Source organism: Rhizobium nepotum 39/7, from assembly GCF_000949865.1.
Classification (GTDB): Bacteria; Pseudomonadota; Alphaproteobacteria; order Rhizobiales; family Rhizobiaceae; genus Agrobacterium; species Agrobacterium nepotum.
Window position 1 is genome coordinate 212271 of record NZ_JWJH01000003.1, and the last position, 15788, is coordinate 228058.

At 61.2% G+C, this 15788-nt stretch carries 11 protein-coding genes and 1 pseudogene; 11 read left to right on the plus strand and 1 reads right to left on the minus strand.

The window, feature by feature from the left end:
* Positions 1 to 6: 6 nt before the first annotated feature.
* Complete coding sequence (locus tag RS75_RS04185) at positions 7 to 2358, minus strand: helix-turn-helix transcriptional regulator (RefSeq protein WP_045017648.1); 2352 nt, start codon at positions 2356 to 2358, stop codon at positions 7 to 9.
* Positions 2359 to 2494: 136 nt separating this feature from the next.
* Between RS75_RS04185 and RS75_RS04190 the strand changes: the two genes are divergently transcribed.
* The 11 genes and pseudogenes from RS75_RS04190 (at position 2495) to RS75_RS04235 (ending at position 15589) form a co-directional block, all read left to right on the plus strand.
* The gene (locus RS75_RS04190) at positions 2495 to 3523 is read left to right on the plus strand and encodes an ABC transporter permease (protein WP_045017650.1); all 1029 of its coding nucleotides are present in this window, start codon (positions 2495 to 2497) and stop codon (positions 3521 to 3523) included.
* Positions 3523 to 4404, plus strand: coding sequence for an ABC transporter permease (locus RS75_RS04195; RefSeq protein WP_045017652.1), 882 nt, complete (start codon positions 3523 to 3525; stop codon positions 4402 to 4404). The genes RS75_RS04190 and RS75_RS04195 overlap by 1 nt, the downstream gene beginning before the upstream one ends.
* A gap of 4 nt (positions 4405 to 4408) precedes the next feature.
* The gene (locus tag RS75_RS04200) at positions 4409 to 6055 is read left to right on the plus strand and encodes an ATP-binding cassette domain-containing protein (protein WP_045017654.1); all 1647 of its coding nucleotides are present in this window, start codon (positions 4409 to 4411) and stop codon (positions 6053 to 6055) included.
* Between the two features lie 17 nt (positions 6056 to 6072).
* A complete protein-coding gene (locus tag RS75_RS04205) occupies positions 6073 to 7629 on the plus strand; it encodes a hydantoinase/oxoprolinase N-terminal domain-containing protein (protein ID WP_045017877.1) in 1557 nt (518 codons plus the stop codon).
* Positions 7622 to 8755, plus strand: a complete 1134-nt coding sequence (locus RS75_RS04210) for a DUF917 domain-containing protein (RefSeq protein WP_045017655.1) — start codon at positions 7622 to 7624, stop codon at positions 8753 to 8755. Before RS75_RS04205 ends, RS75_RS04210 begins: the two co-directional genes overlap by 8 nt.
* Before the next feature lie 42 nt (positions 8756 to 8797).
* Positions 8798 to 10393, plus strand: coding sequence for an ABC transporter substrate-binding protein (locus tag RS75_RS04215; RefSeq protein ID WP_045017657.1), 1596 nt, complete (start codon positions 8798 to 8800; stop codon positions 10391 to 10393).
* 117 nt (positions 10394 to 10510) lie between these two features.
* On the plus strand, positions 10511 to 11587 hold the full coding sequence (locus RS75_RS04220) for a DUF917 domain-containing protein (RefSeq protein ID WP_045017659.1): 1077 nt from the start codon (positions 10511 to 10513) through the stop codon (positions 11585 to 11587).
* The gene (locus RS75_RS04225) at positions 11584 to 13122 is read left to right on the plus strand and encodes a hydantoinase/oxoprolinase N-terminal domain-containing protein (RefSeq protein WP_045017662.1); all 1539 of its coding nucleotides are present in this window, start codon (positions 11584 to 11586) and stop codon (positions 13120 to 13122) included. Before RS75_RS04220 ends, RS75_RS04225 begins: the two co-directional genes overlap by 4 nt.
* A 45-nt stretch (positions 13123 to 13167) precedes the next feature.
* Positions 13168 to 14112, plus strand: coding sequence for an isoaspartyl peptidase/L-asparaginase family protein (locus tag RS75_RS04230; RefSeq protein WP_045017664.1), 945 nt, complete (start codon positions 13168 to 13170; stop codon positions 14110 to 14112).
* A gap of 6 nt (positions 14113 to 14118) precedes the next feature.
* Positions 14119 to 14341 (plus strand): annotated as a pseudogene (locus RS75_RS27040) (amidohydrolase); the annotation flags it as partial.
* A gap of 318 nt (positions 14342 to 14659) precedes the next feature.
* On the plus strand, positions 14660 to 15589 hold the full coding sequence (locus RS75_RS04235) for a sugar ABC transporter substrate-binding protein (protein ID WP_045017666.1): 930 nt from the start codon (positions 14660 to 14662) through the stop codon (positions 15587 to 15589).
* Positions 15590 to 15788: the final 199 nt, after the last annotated feature.

Here is a 15788-nt window from a genome sequence, read left to right on the forward strand (position 1 = left end):
TTGGGATCAGAGCCAGCCCAGTGCTTTCGCCGCGCGGATCGCTTCCGCGCGGCGTTTGCAATCGAGCTTGCGGAACAGGTTTCCGAGATGGAATTTCACCGTCACTTCCGAGATGTTGAGCGTCTGCGCGATCTTCTTGTTCGACATACCGCTTGCGAGCAGTTGCAACATCTGCGTTTCCCGCTGTGAAAGTCCGCCATGCAGGGCGCGCGCCTGCGGTGAGTTCACCGAAGCGGCGAAAATCGACAAAGCTGTCCGGACGTCGGAAGAGGTTTCCATGAAACTGCGGATACGGCGGTTGTTCAGAAGCGGCGACAGGAAGATGCGCTCCTCCGACAGGACGCCGCTGCAACCAAGGCGCGTCGCCGATTCCAAAGCGGTCAGAATATGGGCGCGGGCGGCAGCGTTGTCGCGGCGCTGATGCGCGGCATAGCTCTGCCAAATTCTGAGCGCGACCTTTTCGCGGTTGGTGACCTTGGGATTGGCGATCATCGCGTCCATCTGCCGGGAGAGATAGGCGCGCGGCGTGAAAAGATGCACCGCATCGCGAAGCCATGCCATCACATAGGCGATTTCGTCTCGCCGCGTCAGACGGGCAAGGTCCTCATGCGCGCTCTCCACCCAGTTGCGACCCATCGGCATGCGGATTGCAGATAGCGTCGCGGCCGCATCAGCCCAGCGATTGGCATTCTGGTAGGCGATGGCCGTTCTGATCTCCATCATCGCGTGGAATTGCAGCCCCTCCGAAAGATGGATCCACAACCCGTCGAGAAAGCCCGGGCGAACGGTCATCGGAAAATGATCGATCAGAACCTGCGAGGCATAATGCAGGGCAAATTGCATCAGGCTCGGCCATATCTCGGCCGCTGCGAAATGATCGAATTCATGCTCGACGAAATGCAGCAGATCGCGCGGCTTTCCGGCCTCGTAGGCGAGGCAGGCCTCAGCCAGTCGCAGCATCCGGAATTCCTGCGCGGCGTCATGCTGCACCTGCTCCAGCCTTGTGCGGGCCTCCTGCGCCGCCCGGCGGGCCAAGAGCACATCGCCGCTCATCAGTCGCAGCACGATCTGGTGCAGATGGATGAAGAATTCCAGCAGCGGCTGACCGCCCATCTTGCGCAGATAGATGAGGGCGCGGGCGGCGGCGGCCTCTGCCTCGCGAAAATTGCGGCGGCGGATTTCGAATTCCAGCAGCGCATTGTAGTAGGCCGCCCATTTGCCGTGGTCGCCCATGGGATAATCGGCCATGAATTCCCCCAGCCGCGTTATCATCGCGTCATTGGGGGTTAGGTCCTCGGCAATCATCAGATTCAACCGGAACGTGCGGGCGGCGAAGGAAAAACGCGAGCCACGGGCAAGGACCTTCAGCGGGTCGAGATAATCCGATCCAAGGCTCTTGCCGAGAAGATGGCGCACGCGCTGCAATTCACCCTGTTTCAGCAGTGCGCGGGTAACGGCGAAGAGGACGGTTTCATTCGCCGCGATCATGTCCTGCGAAAACCGCATGATGATTTCGCGAAACCTGTCGACGCTACTCCTGTAGATCAGCTCGCGGCCATCGGCGCGTTCGAGGATTTGCGCGGCATGGGTCTCATAACCGCGGTCGAGCAGCATCGCCATTGCCGCAAGCGCGCGCCCTTCCTTTTCGAAAGCCGAGGCGATCTCCACCACGGCGCTGCTGGCCTGCAATGTCGCAAGACGTTCTCTCACTGCCACGGTCAGAAGCCGTATCAGCATGCCGTGCTTTTCCGGGTTTCCTGTCAGGAAAGGCGGCAGGAGTTCCACCCAGTCCTCTCCGGGGTCTGCTGACGGCTCTTCGAGCCAGAGTGAAAGCGCAACCGTCTGGGCAGGCGAAAGATGGGGCAGATAGTTTTCCCGCAGATAGTCGGCACACAGTTTTTCGTCGGGCTCGCAGGCGAGAGACAGAAAGGCCGGCCAGCCCGCATAGTCGTTGAGCGCGAGGCGTTTCTGCTCGGCAGAAAGGCCATCCGCCTCGTCTTGCCTGAAAGTCAGTTCCTCCGGCCCGATGGTGAGTGAACCGCGATGCAGGATTTGCCGTGCCAGTCCGCTGATGCGCTGATCCGGACGGCAGGCGATGACCACGAAACGCACGGTTTCCAGAATAGGAGCGGGCATGCGGACGGCGCGTGCGAAGACCGGGATATCCCATAGCAGCCAGCCTTTTGTTGCATCATCGCTTCGTGGCTGGTGCGTCCGGCACACCTCCGTTCCAAGCTCTTTTGCCAGCATGTCCATGAGAACGCTTTTTCCGGCGCCTGCCGGCGCGCGCAGAAAGATCACGCCCGCGGTTTCGCTGGCGATGCGGCGGCAGAGGTGGGTGCGCGGCAGAAGCGTCATTCGCAAAGGGATAGGGGATTTGAATTCAAAAACCTATACTCATTTATCAAAAAACTATACCTTTCGGCGATTGTTCAAAAGGATGTGCGGTGAAAAATTGTGCTCAGGCAATTGATGCACAAGGAACGTTCCACTGATGCAGCAACATCCGCTGGTCGCGATTTTGAACAGGCTCGGCGCTTTCGTGCTGGTCATGATCACCCTGTCCATCATGATTTTCGTTCTGGCCCGCGTGGTGCCGGGCGATCCCGCCCGCATGGCGCTGGGTCCAGCCGCTACGCAGGAACAGGTGGATGCGCTGCGCGGCGAGATGGGTCTCGACAAGCCGCTCGCCGCCCAATATCTCGACTACATCAGTAACGCCCTGCACGGCGATCTCGGTTTCTCGCTGGTTTCCCAGCGTCCCGTCACCACCGATCTGGCGCAGACCGTTCCCGCCACCGTCGAACTGGTGCTGGTCTCGGTCATCTTCATGTTTGCCGTCGCCATCCCGCTCGGCGTCATCACCGCGCATTACCGCGACCGGCCGCTCGATCATATCGGCCGCATCCTCTCGCTCACCGGCGTGACGATCCCGAGTTTTCTCTTCGCTATCACGCTGCAATTGCTGGCCGCCCGCTTTATCTCCGGCTGGCCGATCATCGGCAGGATCGATCATGCGCTCGGCTGGCAGGGCGGTCCGACGGGTTTCATCCTGATCGACGGGACGCTTGCCGGACGGTTCGATGTGGTGCTGGACGCGCTGAAACACCTTGCGCTGCCGGCATTTGCGCTCTCCATGGCCGGCATCGGCCAGATCACCCGCATCACGCGCTCCTCGATGATCGAGAACCAGCGCAAGGATCATGTGCTCACCCTGCAAAGCTTCGGCGTGCCGGAGCGGGTCATCATCTTCCGTTATTTGCTGAAGCTTTCCTCCATCGCGCCGCTGACGATCATGGGGCTCGAATTCGCCTCGCTGATCGGCAACGCCTTCGTGATCGAAATGGTTTTCGCCTGGGGCGGTTTCGCCTCCTACGGGCTGAATTCCATCCTTCAGAAAGACCTCAATGCCGTAACCGCCGTGGTGCTGGTGGCCGGCCTGTTCTTCATCGTTGCGAACCTGATCGTTGATGTCCTGATCTCGATCATCGACCCGCGCCTGCGCCGCAAGGAGGCTCGCTGATGGCTGATATGAAAATGCTTGAACCCACCGATCGGGGCTTAAGCGCCGGTTACATGATGTGGTACCGCTTCAGCCGCAATCCGGCGGCGGTCATCGGTTCGCTGATCCTGCTGTCGGTGCTGGTGCTGGCGATTTTCGCGCCCTGGCTCACACCCTATCCCAAACATATCGGCGCTGTCGTCGATTTCCGCGCCCGCCACATGCCCCCGGATCTGGAGCACTGGTTCGGCACCGACAAGGCCGGACGCGACATCTTCTCCCGCACTGTGTTCGGGCTCAGGGTCTCGCTTCTTCTCGTCATCGGCGTGCTCGGCATTTCGGTTCCCGTCGGCACGGTGCTTGGCCTGGCTGCCGGCTATTTCGGTGGCTGGATCGAGAAGATCATCAGCGGCCTGACGAATGTGATGCTGGCCATGCCGCCGCTCGTCATGGCGCTGGCGGTCTCCAACCTTTTGGAGCCGACGCTGACGAACGCCATGATCGCGATCACGCTTCTGTGGTGGACCTGGCATGCGCGGCTAATTTATTCGGTCTCGAAGTCCATCGCGTCCGAGGATTACATCGAAGCCGCACGTCTTGCCGGCGCCGGGCCGCTGCATATCCTCTTTCGCGAAATCCTGCCCAATTGCGTCTCGGTCATTTCCGTCAAGACGACGCTGGATGCGGCTTTCGTCATCCTCTTCGGTGCGACGCTCAGCTTCCTCGGTTTCGGTGTCAAGCCGCCGACCCCCGACCTCGGATCGATGGTTGCCGACGGGCGTCAGTTCATGCCGGATTTCTGGTGGGAAGTCCTCTGCCCCGGTGCGGCCGTGCTTTACGTGACGCTGGGTTTCAATCTCCTGGGCGACGGCCTGCGTGACATGTTCGACGTGGAAAGCTAAAGCCATGACTGAACCGCTTCTCAAGGTCGAAAACCTCAACGTCACTTTCACCAATTATGGCCGTACGCGGCAGGTGCTGCGCAATGTCGCCTTCACGGTCGCCGCCGGCGAGCGCGTGGCGCTGATCGGCGAAACCGGATCGGGAAAATCGGTCACCGCCAAGACGATCATCGGCACGCTGCCAAAGAATGCCGCGATAGCTTCCGGGGCCATCGTCATCGACGGCCGGGATGTGCTCGCCATGCCGCGGAGGGAACGCGAGGCGCTAAAGGGAACGGCGTTTTCGCTGATCATGCAGGACCCATTGTCGTCCTTCAATCCGGTCTTCAAGATCGGCACGCATCTCGACGATGTCATGCGCTTTGCCGACAAGCGCGACGGCATCAACTCGTCCAAGGCAGAGCGCCGCATCCGCATCGCGGCGGTTCTGCGCCGCGTGCAGCTTGGCGATACCGAGCGGGTCATGAATGCCTATCCGTCAGAACTTTCGGGCGGCATGCGCCAGCGCGTGCTGATCGGGCTTGCGCTGCTGCATCAGCCCAAGCTCCTGATCGCCGATGAGCCCGGCACCGCGCTCGATGTGACCACGCAGGATGAAATTCTCAATCTCATCAACCAGCTGGTGGCCGAAGAAAACATGGCGTTGTTGATGATCACCCACAATCTCGGCGTCGTGCGCAAGGTGGCCGACCGGGTCGTGGTCATGCACCATGGCGATATCGTCGAGACCGGTCCCTGCGCGCAAATCCTGCATGCTCCCGCTGCGGATTACACACGTTCGCTGCTGGATGCGGTGCCGCCGCTTTACGGCCCGCGCGTGACGGATCTGGCGCAAAGCATACGCTCGCCGATCATCACAATCGAAGGGTTGAACAAGATTTACGGCAGGCGCAACGGTTACCATGCCGTGCGCGATGTGAACCTGACGCTGAAGGACGGCGAGATTTTCGGCCTTGCGGGCGAATCCGGTTCCGGCAAGACCTCGGTTGCCCGGATGATCATGGGCCTCTCGCGCCCGACCTCCGGCAGTCTCGTCATCGACGCCCCGTCTCCGGGACGTGGCAAGCGGCTGACGCAGATCGTCTATCAAAATCCGGGCACCTCCCTCAATCCGAAGCGCACCGTCAGGCAGACGCTTAGCCTGCCGCTGAAATCCATCGGCATGGGCGGCGAGGCGCGCGAAAACCGGATGCAGGAACTAATGGGGCTGGTGCGGTTGCCGCAATCCTATCTCGGCAAATACCCGCATGAACTGTCCGGCGGCCAGAAGCAGCGTGTAGCCATTGCCCGTGCGCTGGCGGCCGAACCAAAAATCCTCATCCTCGACGAGCCGACGGCGGCGCTTGATGTCTCCGTGCAGAAGACGGTGATCGACCTTTTGCTGCAGCTGCGCGAGGAGCTTGGCCTGACCTATCTGATGATCTCGCACGACCTGTCGCTGATGCGCAATTTCTGCTCGCGCATCGCCGTCATGCTGCGTGGCGAGATCGTCGAGGAAGGGGTGACCTCGGCCGTCTTCGCTGAGCCGAAGCATCCCTATACCCGCGCGCTGATCGCGGCGATCCCCGTCGTCACCGACGAGGAAGAACGTCTGAAACCCACCGTGACGGAGGAAGAGCGTATGCGCTTCCTCGTCAAAACGACCGATTGATGAAAGAGGAGCCTGACGTGTATCGCGTTGGAATTGACGTCGGCGGCACAAATACCGATGCCGTTGTGTTACAGGAAAAGATCGTTCTGGCGGGGGTGAAGGCCTCCACCACCGAGGATGTGACGTCCGGTGTCATCGAAGCCCTTGAAAAGGTGATCGAGGCGTCGGGCATCGACAGGGCGCGCGTTGGCGCCGTGATGATCGGCACCACGCATTTCACCAATGCGGTGATCGAGCGGCGACATATGGACGAGGTCGCGGCCATCCGGCTCGGCCTGCCATCCGGCGCCGGTCTGCCGCCGATGGTCGACTGGCCGGATGATCTCAGGGAAATCGTCGGCAACCACGGTTACCAGGTGCGGGGCGGTTACGAATTCGACGGCCGCGAACTCTCACCGCTCGATGAGGACGAGATTGTCCGCATCGCCGCCGATATCCGCGCCAAGGGCCTGAAGGCAGCCGCCGTCACCTGCGTTTTCAGCGGCATCAACGATGCGATGGAAGTGCGGGTGAAGGAAATCCTTCAGGAGCGTTGCCCCGGTCTGCCGGTGGTCATGTCCAAGGATATCGGTCGGCACGGCCTGCTCGCCCGTGAAAGCGCGGCGATCATGAATGCCAGCCTTCTGTCGCTCGCCGACCGCACCGTTGCCGCTTTCGGCGAGGCGCTGAAGGCAGCGGGCATAACCTGCCCGTTCTACATCACCCAGAACGACGGCACGCTGATGGCGGCTGATATGGTGCGCGGCTTCCCGGTGCTCACATTCGCCTCGGGTCCGACGAACTCCATGCGCGGCGCGGCCTTCCTCACCGGCCTCAAGGATGCCGTTGTGGTCGATGTCGGTGGCACCACCACCGATGTCGGCTCGCTGTCGCATGGCTTTCCGCGCCAGGCTTCCACGACGGTGGATATTGGCGGCGTGCGCACCAATTTCCGCATGCCGGATGTGTTCTCCATCGGTCTCGGTGGCGGCTCGCTGGTGGTCAATGGTGATCATGGCCTCACCGTCGGTCCGAAATCGGTTGGTTACCGCGTCCGCCGCGAAGCGCTCTGCTTCGGCGGCACGACCCTGACCGCAACCGATATCGCCGTCGCATCCGGCATGGCGGATGTGGGTGAGAAGGCGCTGGTTTCCACTCTCGACAAGCGGCTGGTGGATGCTGCGGTGAAAAAGATCAACGACATGCTCGGGGCATGTGTGGAACGCAGCCGCATCTCGTCCTCGCCGGTGCCGGTGATCGCCGTTGGCGGCGGCTCCATCCTCATGCCGGATCGGATAGGCGAACTGGACGTCATCCGCCCCGAGAATTTCGCGGTGGCGAATGCGGTCGGCGCGGCGATCGCGCAGATCAGCGGCGAAACGGACCGCGTCTTCTCGCTGGTCGAGGGCCGTACGCGTGAAAGCGCACTTGCCGAGGCCGAGGCCGAGGCACGCGAGAAGGCGATTGCGGCAGGCGCATTGGCCGAGACGCTGGAAGTCATCGAGCGCGAGGATATGCCGCTTGCCTATCTGCCCGGCAATGCCACCCGCATTCATGTGAAAGTCGTTGGAGAAATGGGAGCCAATCATGGCTGAGACGCGCAAGCTGAAATATGACGAGGCGGCATTGCGTACGCTGACGCGGGAGGATCTCGACGCGCTGGAAATCGGTGCCGGCATTCTTGGCACGGGCGGCGGCGGCAATCCCTATCTGGGCAAGCTGCTTGCACTCGAGGCCATGAAAGCCGGTTACGAGATGAAGATCCTTGCAACCGACGCCATCGAGCCGGATGCGCTCTGCATGTCCATCGGCGGCATCGGCGCGCCCGTGGTCGGCGTGGAGCGCATCCGCGAAGGCCGCGAAGGTCTGCGTTGCCTGCGCGCCATGGAAGAACTGATCCGCACCCCGGTAGACGCCATCGTCTGCGAGGAAATCGGCGGCTCGAACTCCATGAACCCGCTGGTGACGGCGGCGCTCGGTGGCCTGCCGATCCTCGATTGCGACGGCATGGGCCGGGCTTTCCCCGAGATGCAGATGACGACCTTCTCCATCTATGGGCATAGTTCGACACCATCGGTAATGTGCGACCTGCACGGCAATGCCGTGATCTTCAGCCACGCCGTTTCCGAGGTCTGGCACGAGCGCATGGCCCGCGCCTGCGTCGTTTCGCAGGGCGGCGGCGCAATGCTGGCGACCGCGCCGATGCAGGCCCACTACGTGCACCAATATGGCATTCCGAAAACCTACACCAAGGCGATCGCGCTCGGCGAGGCGGTGATCCGCGCCCGCAAGCAGCAGGAAGACCCGATTGCGGCGATCTGCGCGCTTGAAGGCGGACGACGCATCTTCAACGGCAAGATCACCGATCTGAAGCGCCATCTGCGGGGCGGTTTCGCGGTGGGCGATGTCGAGCTTTCCGGTTTTGACGATTGCTCCGGCCAGACGGCGAGCGTGGCGATCCAGAACGAATTTCTGCTGTTCCGCCGTGACGGCAAGGTGGAGGTGACCGTGCCGGATCTCATCGTCCTGCTTGATGTCGATACGGGTTATCCGATCACCACCGAAGTCCTGCGTTATGGCCAGCGCGTGGCCGTGGTCGCGATCCCCTGCCACGATCTGCTGCGCAGCGCCCGCGCGCTCGAAGTCGTCGGACCGGCGGCATTCGGTTATCCGGAAATTCCTTTCTCACCGCTGCCCGTACCGGTCAGCAAGGCTGCCTAACCATAAGCGGGCAAATGACCCGCAATAAAGAGGAGAACGACAATGAAAATGCCAGGACTTTCTTCCCGCCTTGCCGTGCTTGCGCTCGGCACGGCAATCGCGTTGCCGCTTGTTCCTTCCGCTGCTTTTGCGGAAGACAAGGTTTCGGTCGCGGTCAATACCATGCAGATATTCAGCTCACTCGACCCGGCGAAGGTGACTGACTACACCGGCTACATGGCCATCGTGAACATGTATGACGGCCTGACCACGGTGAACGCCAAGGGCGAAATCGTGCCGCATCTGGCGAAGTCCTGGGATATTTCTGAAGACGGCTTGATCTATACCTTCCATCTTCGCGACGACGCGAAGTTTGAGGATGGCACGGCGGTGAAGGCTGCCGATCTCGTCTGGTCGGTGCAGCGCCTGCTCGGCATCAACAAAGGCCCGTCGAACCTCATCGTCGGCGTGCTGAAGCCCGAAAACGTCACCGCACCTGACGATGCGACGCTCGTCATGAAGATCGAGCGCCAGTTCTCGCCGTTCATGGCAGCCACGCCGCTGATGATGGCGCTGAACAAGACGCTCATCGAAACCAATGCCAAGCCCGAAGACAAGTGGGGCGAGGCCTATGTGGGCGAACATTCCGCCGGTTCCGGTCCCTACAAGCTCGTCAGCTACAACCGCTCGGCCGATATGGTCATCGCCCGCAATGCGGATTATTTCCTCGGCTGGACCAAGGGCAAACCGATCGACGAAGTGCGCTTCGTCCAGACGAGCGACGACGCCACCGTCAAGGCGCTCGCGGAAAAGGGCGAGCTTGGCCTTTCCTCGCACGGGCTTGGCAACGACACCTACGAATCCATCGGCCGCATGAAGAATTACAAGCTTATCCAGACCCGCACCGCCGGCGGCTTCGTCATCAAGCTGAACACCAAGGTCTACCCGACCGACGACGTTCACGTTCGCCGCGCCATTGCCTATGCGACGGATTACAAAACGATCCAGGAAGTGATCTATCCCGGTTTCGACATGCAGGGACCGCTCTCCGACGCTTTCAAGGACGCGCATAACGGCGATATCCAGCCCGGCATCTACGATCTGGAAAAGGCGAAGGAAGAGCTGGCGAAGTCGAAATATGCCGGCCAGAAGATCACGCTCGTCAACAGCTATGTCGCTTCGCTGGCCTTCGAGGCGGAAGTGGCGCTGCTTTTGCAGTCCAGCCTCGAGCAGATCGGCATCACGCTCGATATCAAGCCGGAGCCGTGGAACCGCATCGTCGAGCTTTCCTCCAAGCCCGAGACGACGCCCGCATCGACGCAGGTGAATATCTCGCCGACTTATCCCTCGCCGGATTCGATGTTCTACAACCAGTATCATTCCAAGGCGTCTGGCACCTGGATGTCGATGGAATGGTTGCAGAATGCGGAAATCGACGGGCTGATCGACAAGGTTCGTTCCACGACCGATGTCGGCGTGCAGAACGCCACCTACAAGGAAATGCAGACCAAGATCGCCGATCTTCAGCCGGATGTCTGGGCGGTTGCACCGAACCGCCGTTATGCGGCGAACAAGTGCCTTCAGGGTTACGAATTCATTCCCATGCAGAGCTGGGACCTGAACTTCTCCAACTTCCACTGGGACTGCAAGGCGGAGTGATCGCCTCGTTATGAAAATCCGGCTCCGCCACAGGCGGGGCCGGTCAAACGTGTGATTTCAAAGGGATAGAGCGACCCATATGCGCCGTAACGGCTGCGGGATGCTCGAGGATGACGCATGATCCAGGAATTTTCCGAAGACGATATCGAACCTCTTGCCACCGGTGCCTGGATTTTGGGAACGGGCGGGGGAGGCAATCCCTATATCTCGACGCTCAATCTGCGCCGTCTTTATGCCGAAGGGCGGCGGGTAAAGGTCATGGACCCTATGGCGCTTGCCGACGACGATATGGTGGCCGTCGTGTCCAAGATGGGCGCGCCGCTTGTCGGCCAGGAGCGGCTGGGAGACCCCGTTCATCTTGCCCGCGCGGTGGAGGTCATGGAAGATTACCTCGGCAAGCCATTCCGGGCGATCATGAGCGTCGAGATCGGCGGTTCGAACGCGCTGTCGTCTTTCCTCGCCGCCGCCATGCTCGACCGGCCGGTCGTCAATGCGGATGCGATGGGACGCGCTTATCCCGAAGCGCAGATGACATCCTTCGCAATCGGCAACCTGCCGATGTTTCCGCTTTCGCTGGTCGATGTACGCGACAATGAGGTGATCGTGACGCGTGCTGCCTCCTGGAAATGGATGGAACGCATCTCGCGCAAGGTCTGCACCGAAGTCGGCTCCACCGCCGCGACCTGCAAGGCGCCGCGCACCGGCAAGGAAGTGAAGGAGTGGGGCATCCACTATACCGTCACCAAGGCGACCGAACTCGGGCGTGCGGTGATGGAGGCGCGTGCGCGGCATGACGATCCTGTTCAGGCGGTTCTCGACCATGAGGGCGGCAAGCATCTCTTCCGTGGCAAGGTGGTGGATGTCGCCCGCGAGACTACCGGCGGCTTCCTGCGCGGCAGCACCACCATTGAAGGCATCGACGCCGACAGAGGCTCGCGCCTGGAACTCGCCTTCCAGAACGAATGGGCGGTCGCCTTCCGCGATGGCCAGCCGGTCGCCATGACGCCGGATCTGCTTTGCCTTCTCGACACCGTTTCGGGCAGCGCCATCGGCACGGAATCGGTGCGGTACGGCCAGCGCGTCACGGTTGTCGCCCTGCCGGCGCCGGAACTCTTGACGACGCCCGCGGGTATCGCCGCCGTCGGCCCGCGTGCCTTCGGTTATGACATTGACTTCAAATCGGTATTCCCATGAAACGCATCGGTATTGACGTTGGCGGCACCAATACGGATGCCGTTCTGATCGATGGAGACACGATCGTCGCCTCCATCAAGGTTCCGACCACGCAGGATGTCTTGTCCGGCGTGAAGGCGGCACTGAGCCACGTGGCGGGCCATGTCGGTGTGGCGGATCGCCCGATCGAGGCGGTGATGATCGGTACGACGCATTTCACCAATGCGGTGGTGGAGCGCGCCCGGCTGGAGCGGGTTGCGGCCATTCGCATCGCGCTGCCGACCGGTTCTTCGCTGCCGCCCATGTGCGACTGGCCGAAAGACCTCCATGACGCTGTCGATCCGCTGATCTTCGTGGTTCATGGCGGCCATGAATATGATGGCAGCCCGCTGGTGCCGATGATCCCGGACGAAATCCGTGAAGCGGCGATGAAAATCCGCGATGCGGGCATCACCTCCATCGCCATTTCCGCGACCTTCTCGCCGTTGACGACGGAGTGCGAGGTGAGGGCGGCGGAGATCGTCCGTTCGGTGATCCCCGATGCACGCATCACGCTTTCCCACACGCTCGGACGCATCGGGCTGCTGGAGCGCGAGAACGTCGCACTTCTGAATGCCACCTTGCAGACATTGGGCAAGACCACGGTACAGGCATTTTCGGATGCACTGCGCGAAGCGGGTGTGAAGGCGCCGTTCTATCTGACCCAGAACGACGGTACCGTGGCGCTGGCGGATGTGGCTGCCGCAAATCCCGTGCACAGCTTCGCCTCCGGCCCCACCAACTCGATGCGCGGCGCGGCCTTCCTCACCGGGCTTTCCGATGCCATGGTGGTGGATGTTGGCGGCACCACCTCCGATATCGGTTGCCTTGTCGGTGGTTTTCCGCGTGAGGCAAACAATATCGTCCATATTGGCGGAGTACGTACCCTGTTCCGCATGCCCGATCTTCTGCCGATCGCACTTGGTGGCGGCACCATTGTCGACCCGCAGACAGGTAAGATAGGCCCGCGCTCGGTGGGGTATCGCATCCTGACCGAAGCCCGCGTTTTCGGCGGCGAGACACTGACGACATCGGATATTGCGGTGGCCGCAGGCTTGATCGAGATGGGCGACAGGGAACGTGTGAAGGACCTCGATCTGGCATTCGTACAGGCGACGCTCGGCCGTATCCGCGACATGGTGGCTGACAGTTTCGACCAGATGAAGACGTCTGCCGAAGACGTGCCGCTGGTTGCGGTCGGCGGCGGGGCATTCCTGATACCGGAGCGGGTTCCGGGCGCATCCGAGGTACTGCGGGTGGAAAATGCAGGCGTTGCCAATGCGCTCGGTGCGGCGATGGCGCAGGTTTCGGGCGAAGTGGATCAGGTCTTTTCCGGATTGAGCCGCGACGAGGCCCTTGCGAAAGCCGAGACCGAAGCGCAGAACGCGGCGGTCGCTTCGGGAGCAGAGCGCGCGAGCCTCAAGACCCTTGAGGTGGAGGATATTCCCATCGCCTATCTGCCGGGCGGCGCTCGGCGGGTACGGGTACGGGTCATCGGCGACATCGCCTTTCATTGACGATAAGAGGCCCGGCCGGCGGCGGGGCGACAGTGGAGTGAGGACATGACGAAGATCGCATTGGCCATTCACGGTGGTTGCGGCGTGATGCCGGAAGACAGCATGACGCCGGATGAGTGGGAAGCGGCGCGCCACGATCTGGCGGCGGCTCTGCGCGCCGGTTATGGTGTGCTCAAGGCTGGCGGAACAGCGCTGGAAGCGGTTGAAGCGGCGGTCGTCGTCATGGAGGACAGCCCGCATTTCAACGCAGGCCATGGGGCGGCGCTCAACGAGAATGGCATTCACGAACTCGACGCGTCGATCATGGACGGCAAGACCCTGGCGGCGGGCGCGATCAGCGCGTCCCGTGCCATTCGAAACCCGGTGAAGGCGGCCCGCGCGCTCATGGTGGATGAACGCGCGGTCTATCTCACCGGCGAAGCGGCAGACCGGTTTGCGCAGGAGAAGAAGCTTGCCACGGAGCCTCAGTCCTATTTCACCACGCAAAAGCGGGTCGAGGCGCTGGCGGCCATGAAGGTCCATGCCGCGACAGGAACCGAAGCGACTGAAAATGAAAAACACGGAACCGTCGGCGCGGTGGCGCTCGATGCGGCGGGACATCTTGCGGCAGCGACCTCTACCGGCGGTTACACCAATAAGCCGGATGGGAGGGTGGGTGACAGCCCGGTGATCGGGGCAGGGACCTACGCACGCGACGGCGCCTGCGCGGTTTCCGGCACCGGCAAGGGTGAGTTTTTCATCCGCTATGTCGTCGGCCACGAGATAGCGTCCCGCGTTGCCTATCTCGGGCAGGATCTGGAGACCGCTGCCGGCAATCTCGTCCATAAGGATCTGGCGCCCTACAATATCGGTGCCGGTCTTGTCGCGATCGACGCCGAAGGCGGGATTGCTGCGCCCTATAATACGCCCGGCATGTTCCGGGGCTGGGTGACGCCTTCAGGCGAGGCCCGTGTTGCCACCCACGACAGGGTCTATGAGGTGGAATTGTAACGGGTGATCGGAACCAATCCGCACATCTGACAGGTGGTGGCGCAGGGCAGAAGCCCGGCGACCACAAGACCATGGCGTATGCCGCCAAAACGCTCGCATTGACAGTTCTTTCGCTGACGACCTCGCCCGAACTGCTTGCCAGAGTCCAAAAAGAATGCCGGAGAAAACCGAAGGCAGCGACTATGTCTGCCCCGTTCCAACAGATGTGATGCCCGGTTTTCACCGATAAGGCGCGGCGGGTTTTTCGCGCCCGGCCCACTCTCCCTGTCTGTCCGAGAAGCTTTATCACAGGCTGCCCAGCGACTTCCGTGGAAGTGCTCAGCAAGAGCATGAGCCATAATTCCCTGATCATCACCGCTTTGTTTGCCGCCTCGTCCCGCGGCCACGAAGAAAGCATTGACGTTCGAGCTAAAAATGGAATAAATATATCGAACAGCAGAAATTCGGTTTCATTATTCCGTTTTCTGGATGTGAGGAGTTAGCGACGGACTTTCGGGTCCGTTTCCGGCTGGGAGAGGTGGCGCTGGACACCGAGGAGGAGAAAATAATGAAAAAGCTTATTATCAGTGCGGCCATGTCTGTGCTTTTGGGCACGGCGGCACATGCCGAGACCGTCGGTGTTTCGATGGCCCTGTTCGACGACAACTTCCTGACCGTGCTGCGCAATGGCATGCAGGATTATTCCAAGGGGCTGAAAGGCGTCACACTGCAAGTTGAGGACGCGCAGAACGACGTTGCCAAGCAGCAGAGCCAGATCCAGAACTTCATCGCCTCCAAGGTCGACGCGATCATCGTCAATCCGGTTGATACGGATGCGACGGCGGCCATGTCGAAACTTGCCACTGAAGCCAAGATTCCGCTGGTTTACGTCAACCGCCAGCCGGTGAACGTGGATAACCTGCCGGACGGCCAGGCATTTGTTGCATCGGAAGAAACGGTGGCAGGCACGCTCGAAACCAAGGAAGTCTGCCGACTTCTCGGTGGCAAGGGCAAGGCCGTGATCATGATGGGCGAACTGTCCAATCAGGGCGCACGCATGCGCACGCAGGCCGTTCACGATGTTCTGAAGACCGATGAATGCAAGGGCATTTCCGTGGTGGAAGAACAGACCGCCAATTGGCAGCGCACCCAGGGTTCCGACCTCGTCACCAACTGGCTGTCCAGCGGTATCGAGTTCAACGCCGTCATCGCCAACAACGATGAAATGGCGATCGGTGCCGTTCAGGCGCTGAAGGCCGCTGGCAAGGACATGAAGGACTATGTGGTTGCCGGTGTGGACGCCACGCAGGACGCCCTTGCTGCCATGCAGGCGGGCGATCTCGACGTGACGGTGTTCCAGGATGCGGCTGGCCAGGGCAAGGGTGCTCTCGATGCCGCGCTGAAGCTCGTCAAGGGCGACAAGGTTGAGAAGAAGGTCTACATTCCCTTCCAACTCGTTACGCCGGAAAACGTCAAGGACTACGTGGCCAAGAACTGACGATCCACTACCGGCATTTGCGACCGCTTGAACCAATCCCGGAAGCAAATGCCGGATATGGACGGTAACCGGAACGCCAGGCTCCGGGCCGAAGCAGGATGATAGAATTTCAGTGAATTCAAATTGTTACAGCGCCTTTTTAGTGTCGTGATCGACATGGCGCTGTAAACCTCCCCGGAGAGCCACGCCGTTTGGCAGA

Coding starts and splice junctions, on each gene's coding strand:
- RS75_RS04185 (WP_045017648.1), bottom strand. CDS start 2,358: ATGACGCTTCTGCCGCGCACCCACCTCTGCCGCCGCATCGCCAGCGAA.
- RS75_RS04190 (WP_045017650.1), top strand. CDS start 2,495: ATGCAGCAACATCCGCTGGTCGCGATTTTGAACAGGCTCGGCGCTTTC.
- RS75_RS04195 (WP_045017652.1), top strand. CDS start 3,523: ATGGCTGATATGAAAATGCTTGAACCCACCGATCGGGGCTTAAGCGCC.
- RS75_RS04200 (WP_045017654.1), top strand. CDS start 4,409: ATGACTGAACCGCTTCTCAAGGTCGAAAACCTCAACGTCACTTTCACC.
- RS75_RS04210 (WP_045017655.1), top strand. CDS start 7,622: ATGGCTGAGACGCGCAAGCTGAAATATGACGAGGCGGCATTGCGTACG.
- RS75_RS04215 (WP_045017657.1), top strand. CDS start 8,798: ATGAAAATGCCAGGACTTTCTTCCCGCCTTGCCGTGCTTGCGCTCGGC.
- RS75_RS04220 (WP_045017659.1), top strand. CDS start 10,511: ATGATCCAGGAATTTTCCGAAGACGATATCGAACCTCTTGCCACCGGT.
- RS75_RS04225 (WP_045017662.1), top strand. CDS start 11,584: ATGAAACGCATCGGTATTGACGTTGGCGGCACCAATACGGATGCCGTT.
- RS75_RS04230 (WP_045017664.1), top strand. CDS start 13,168: ATGACGAAGATCGCATTGGCCATTCACGGTGGTTGCGGCGTGATGCCG.
- RS75_RS04235 (WP_045017666.1), top strand. CDS start 14,660: ATGAAAAAGCTTATTATCAGTGCGGCCATGTCTGTGCTTTTGGGCACG.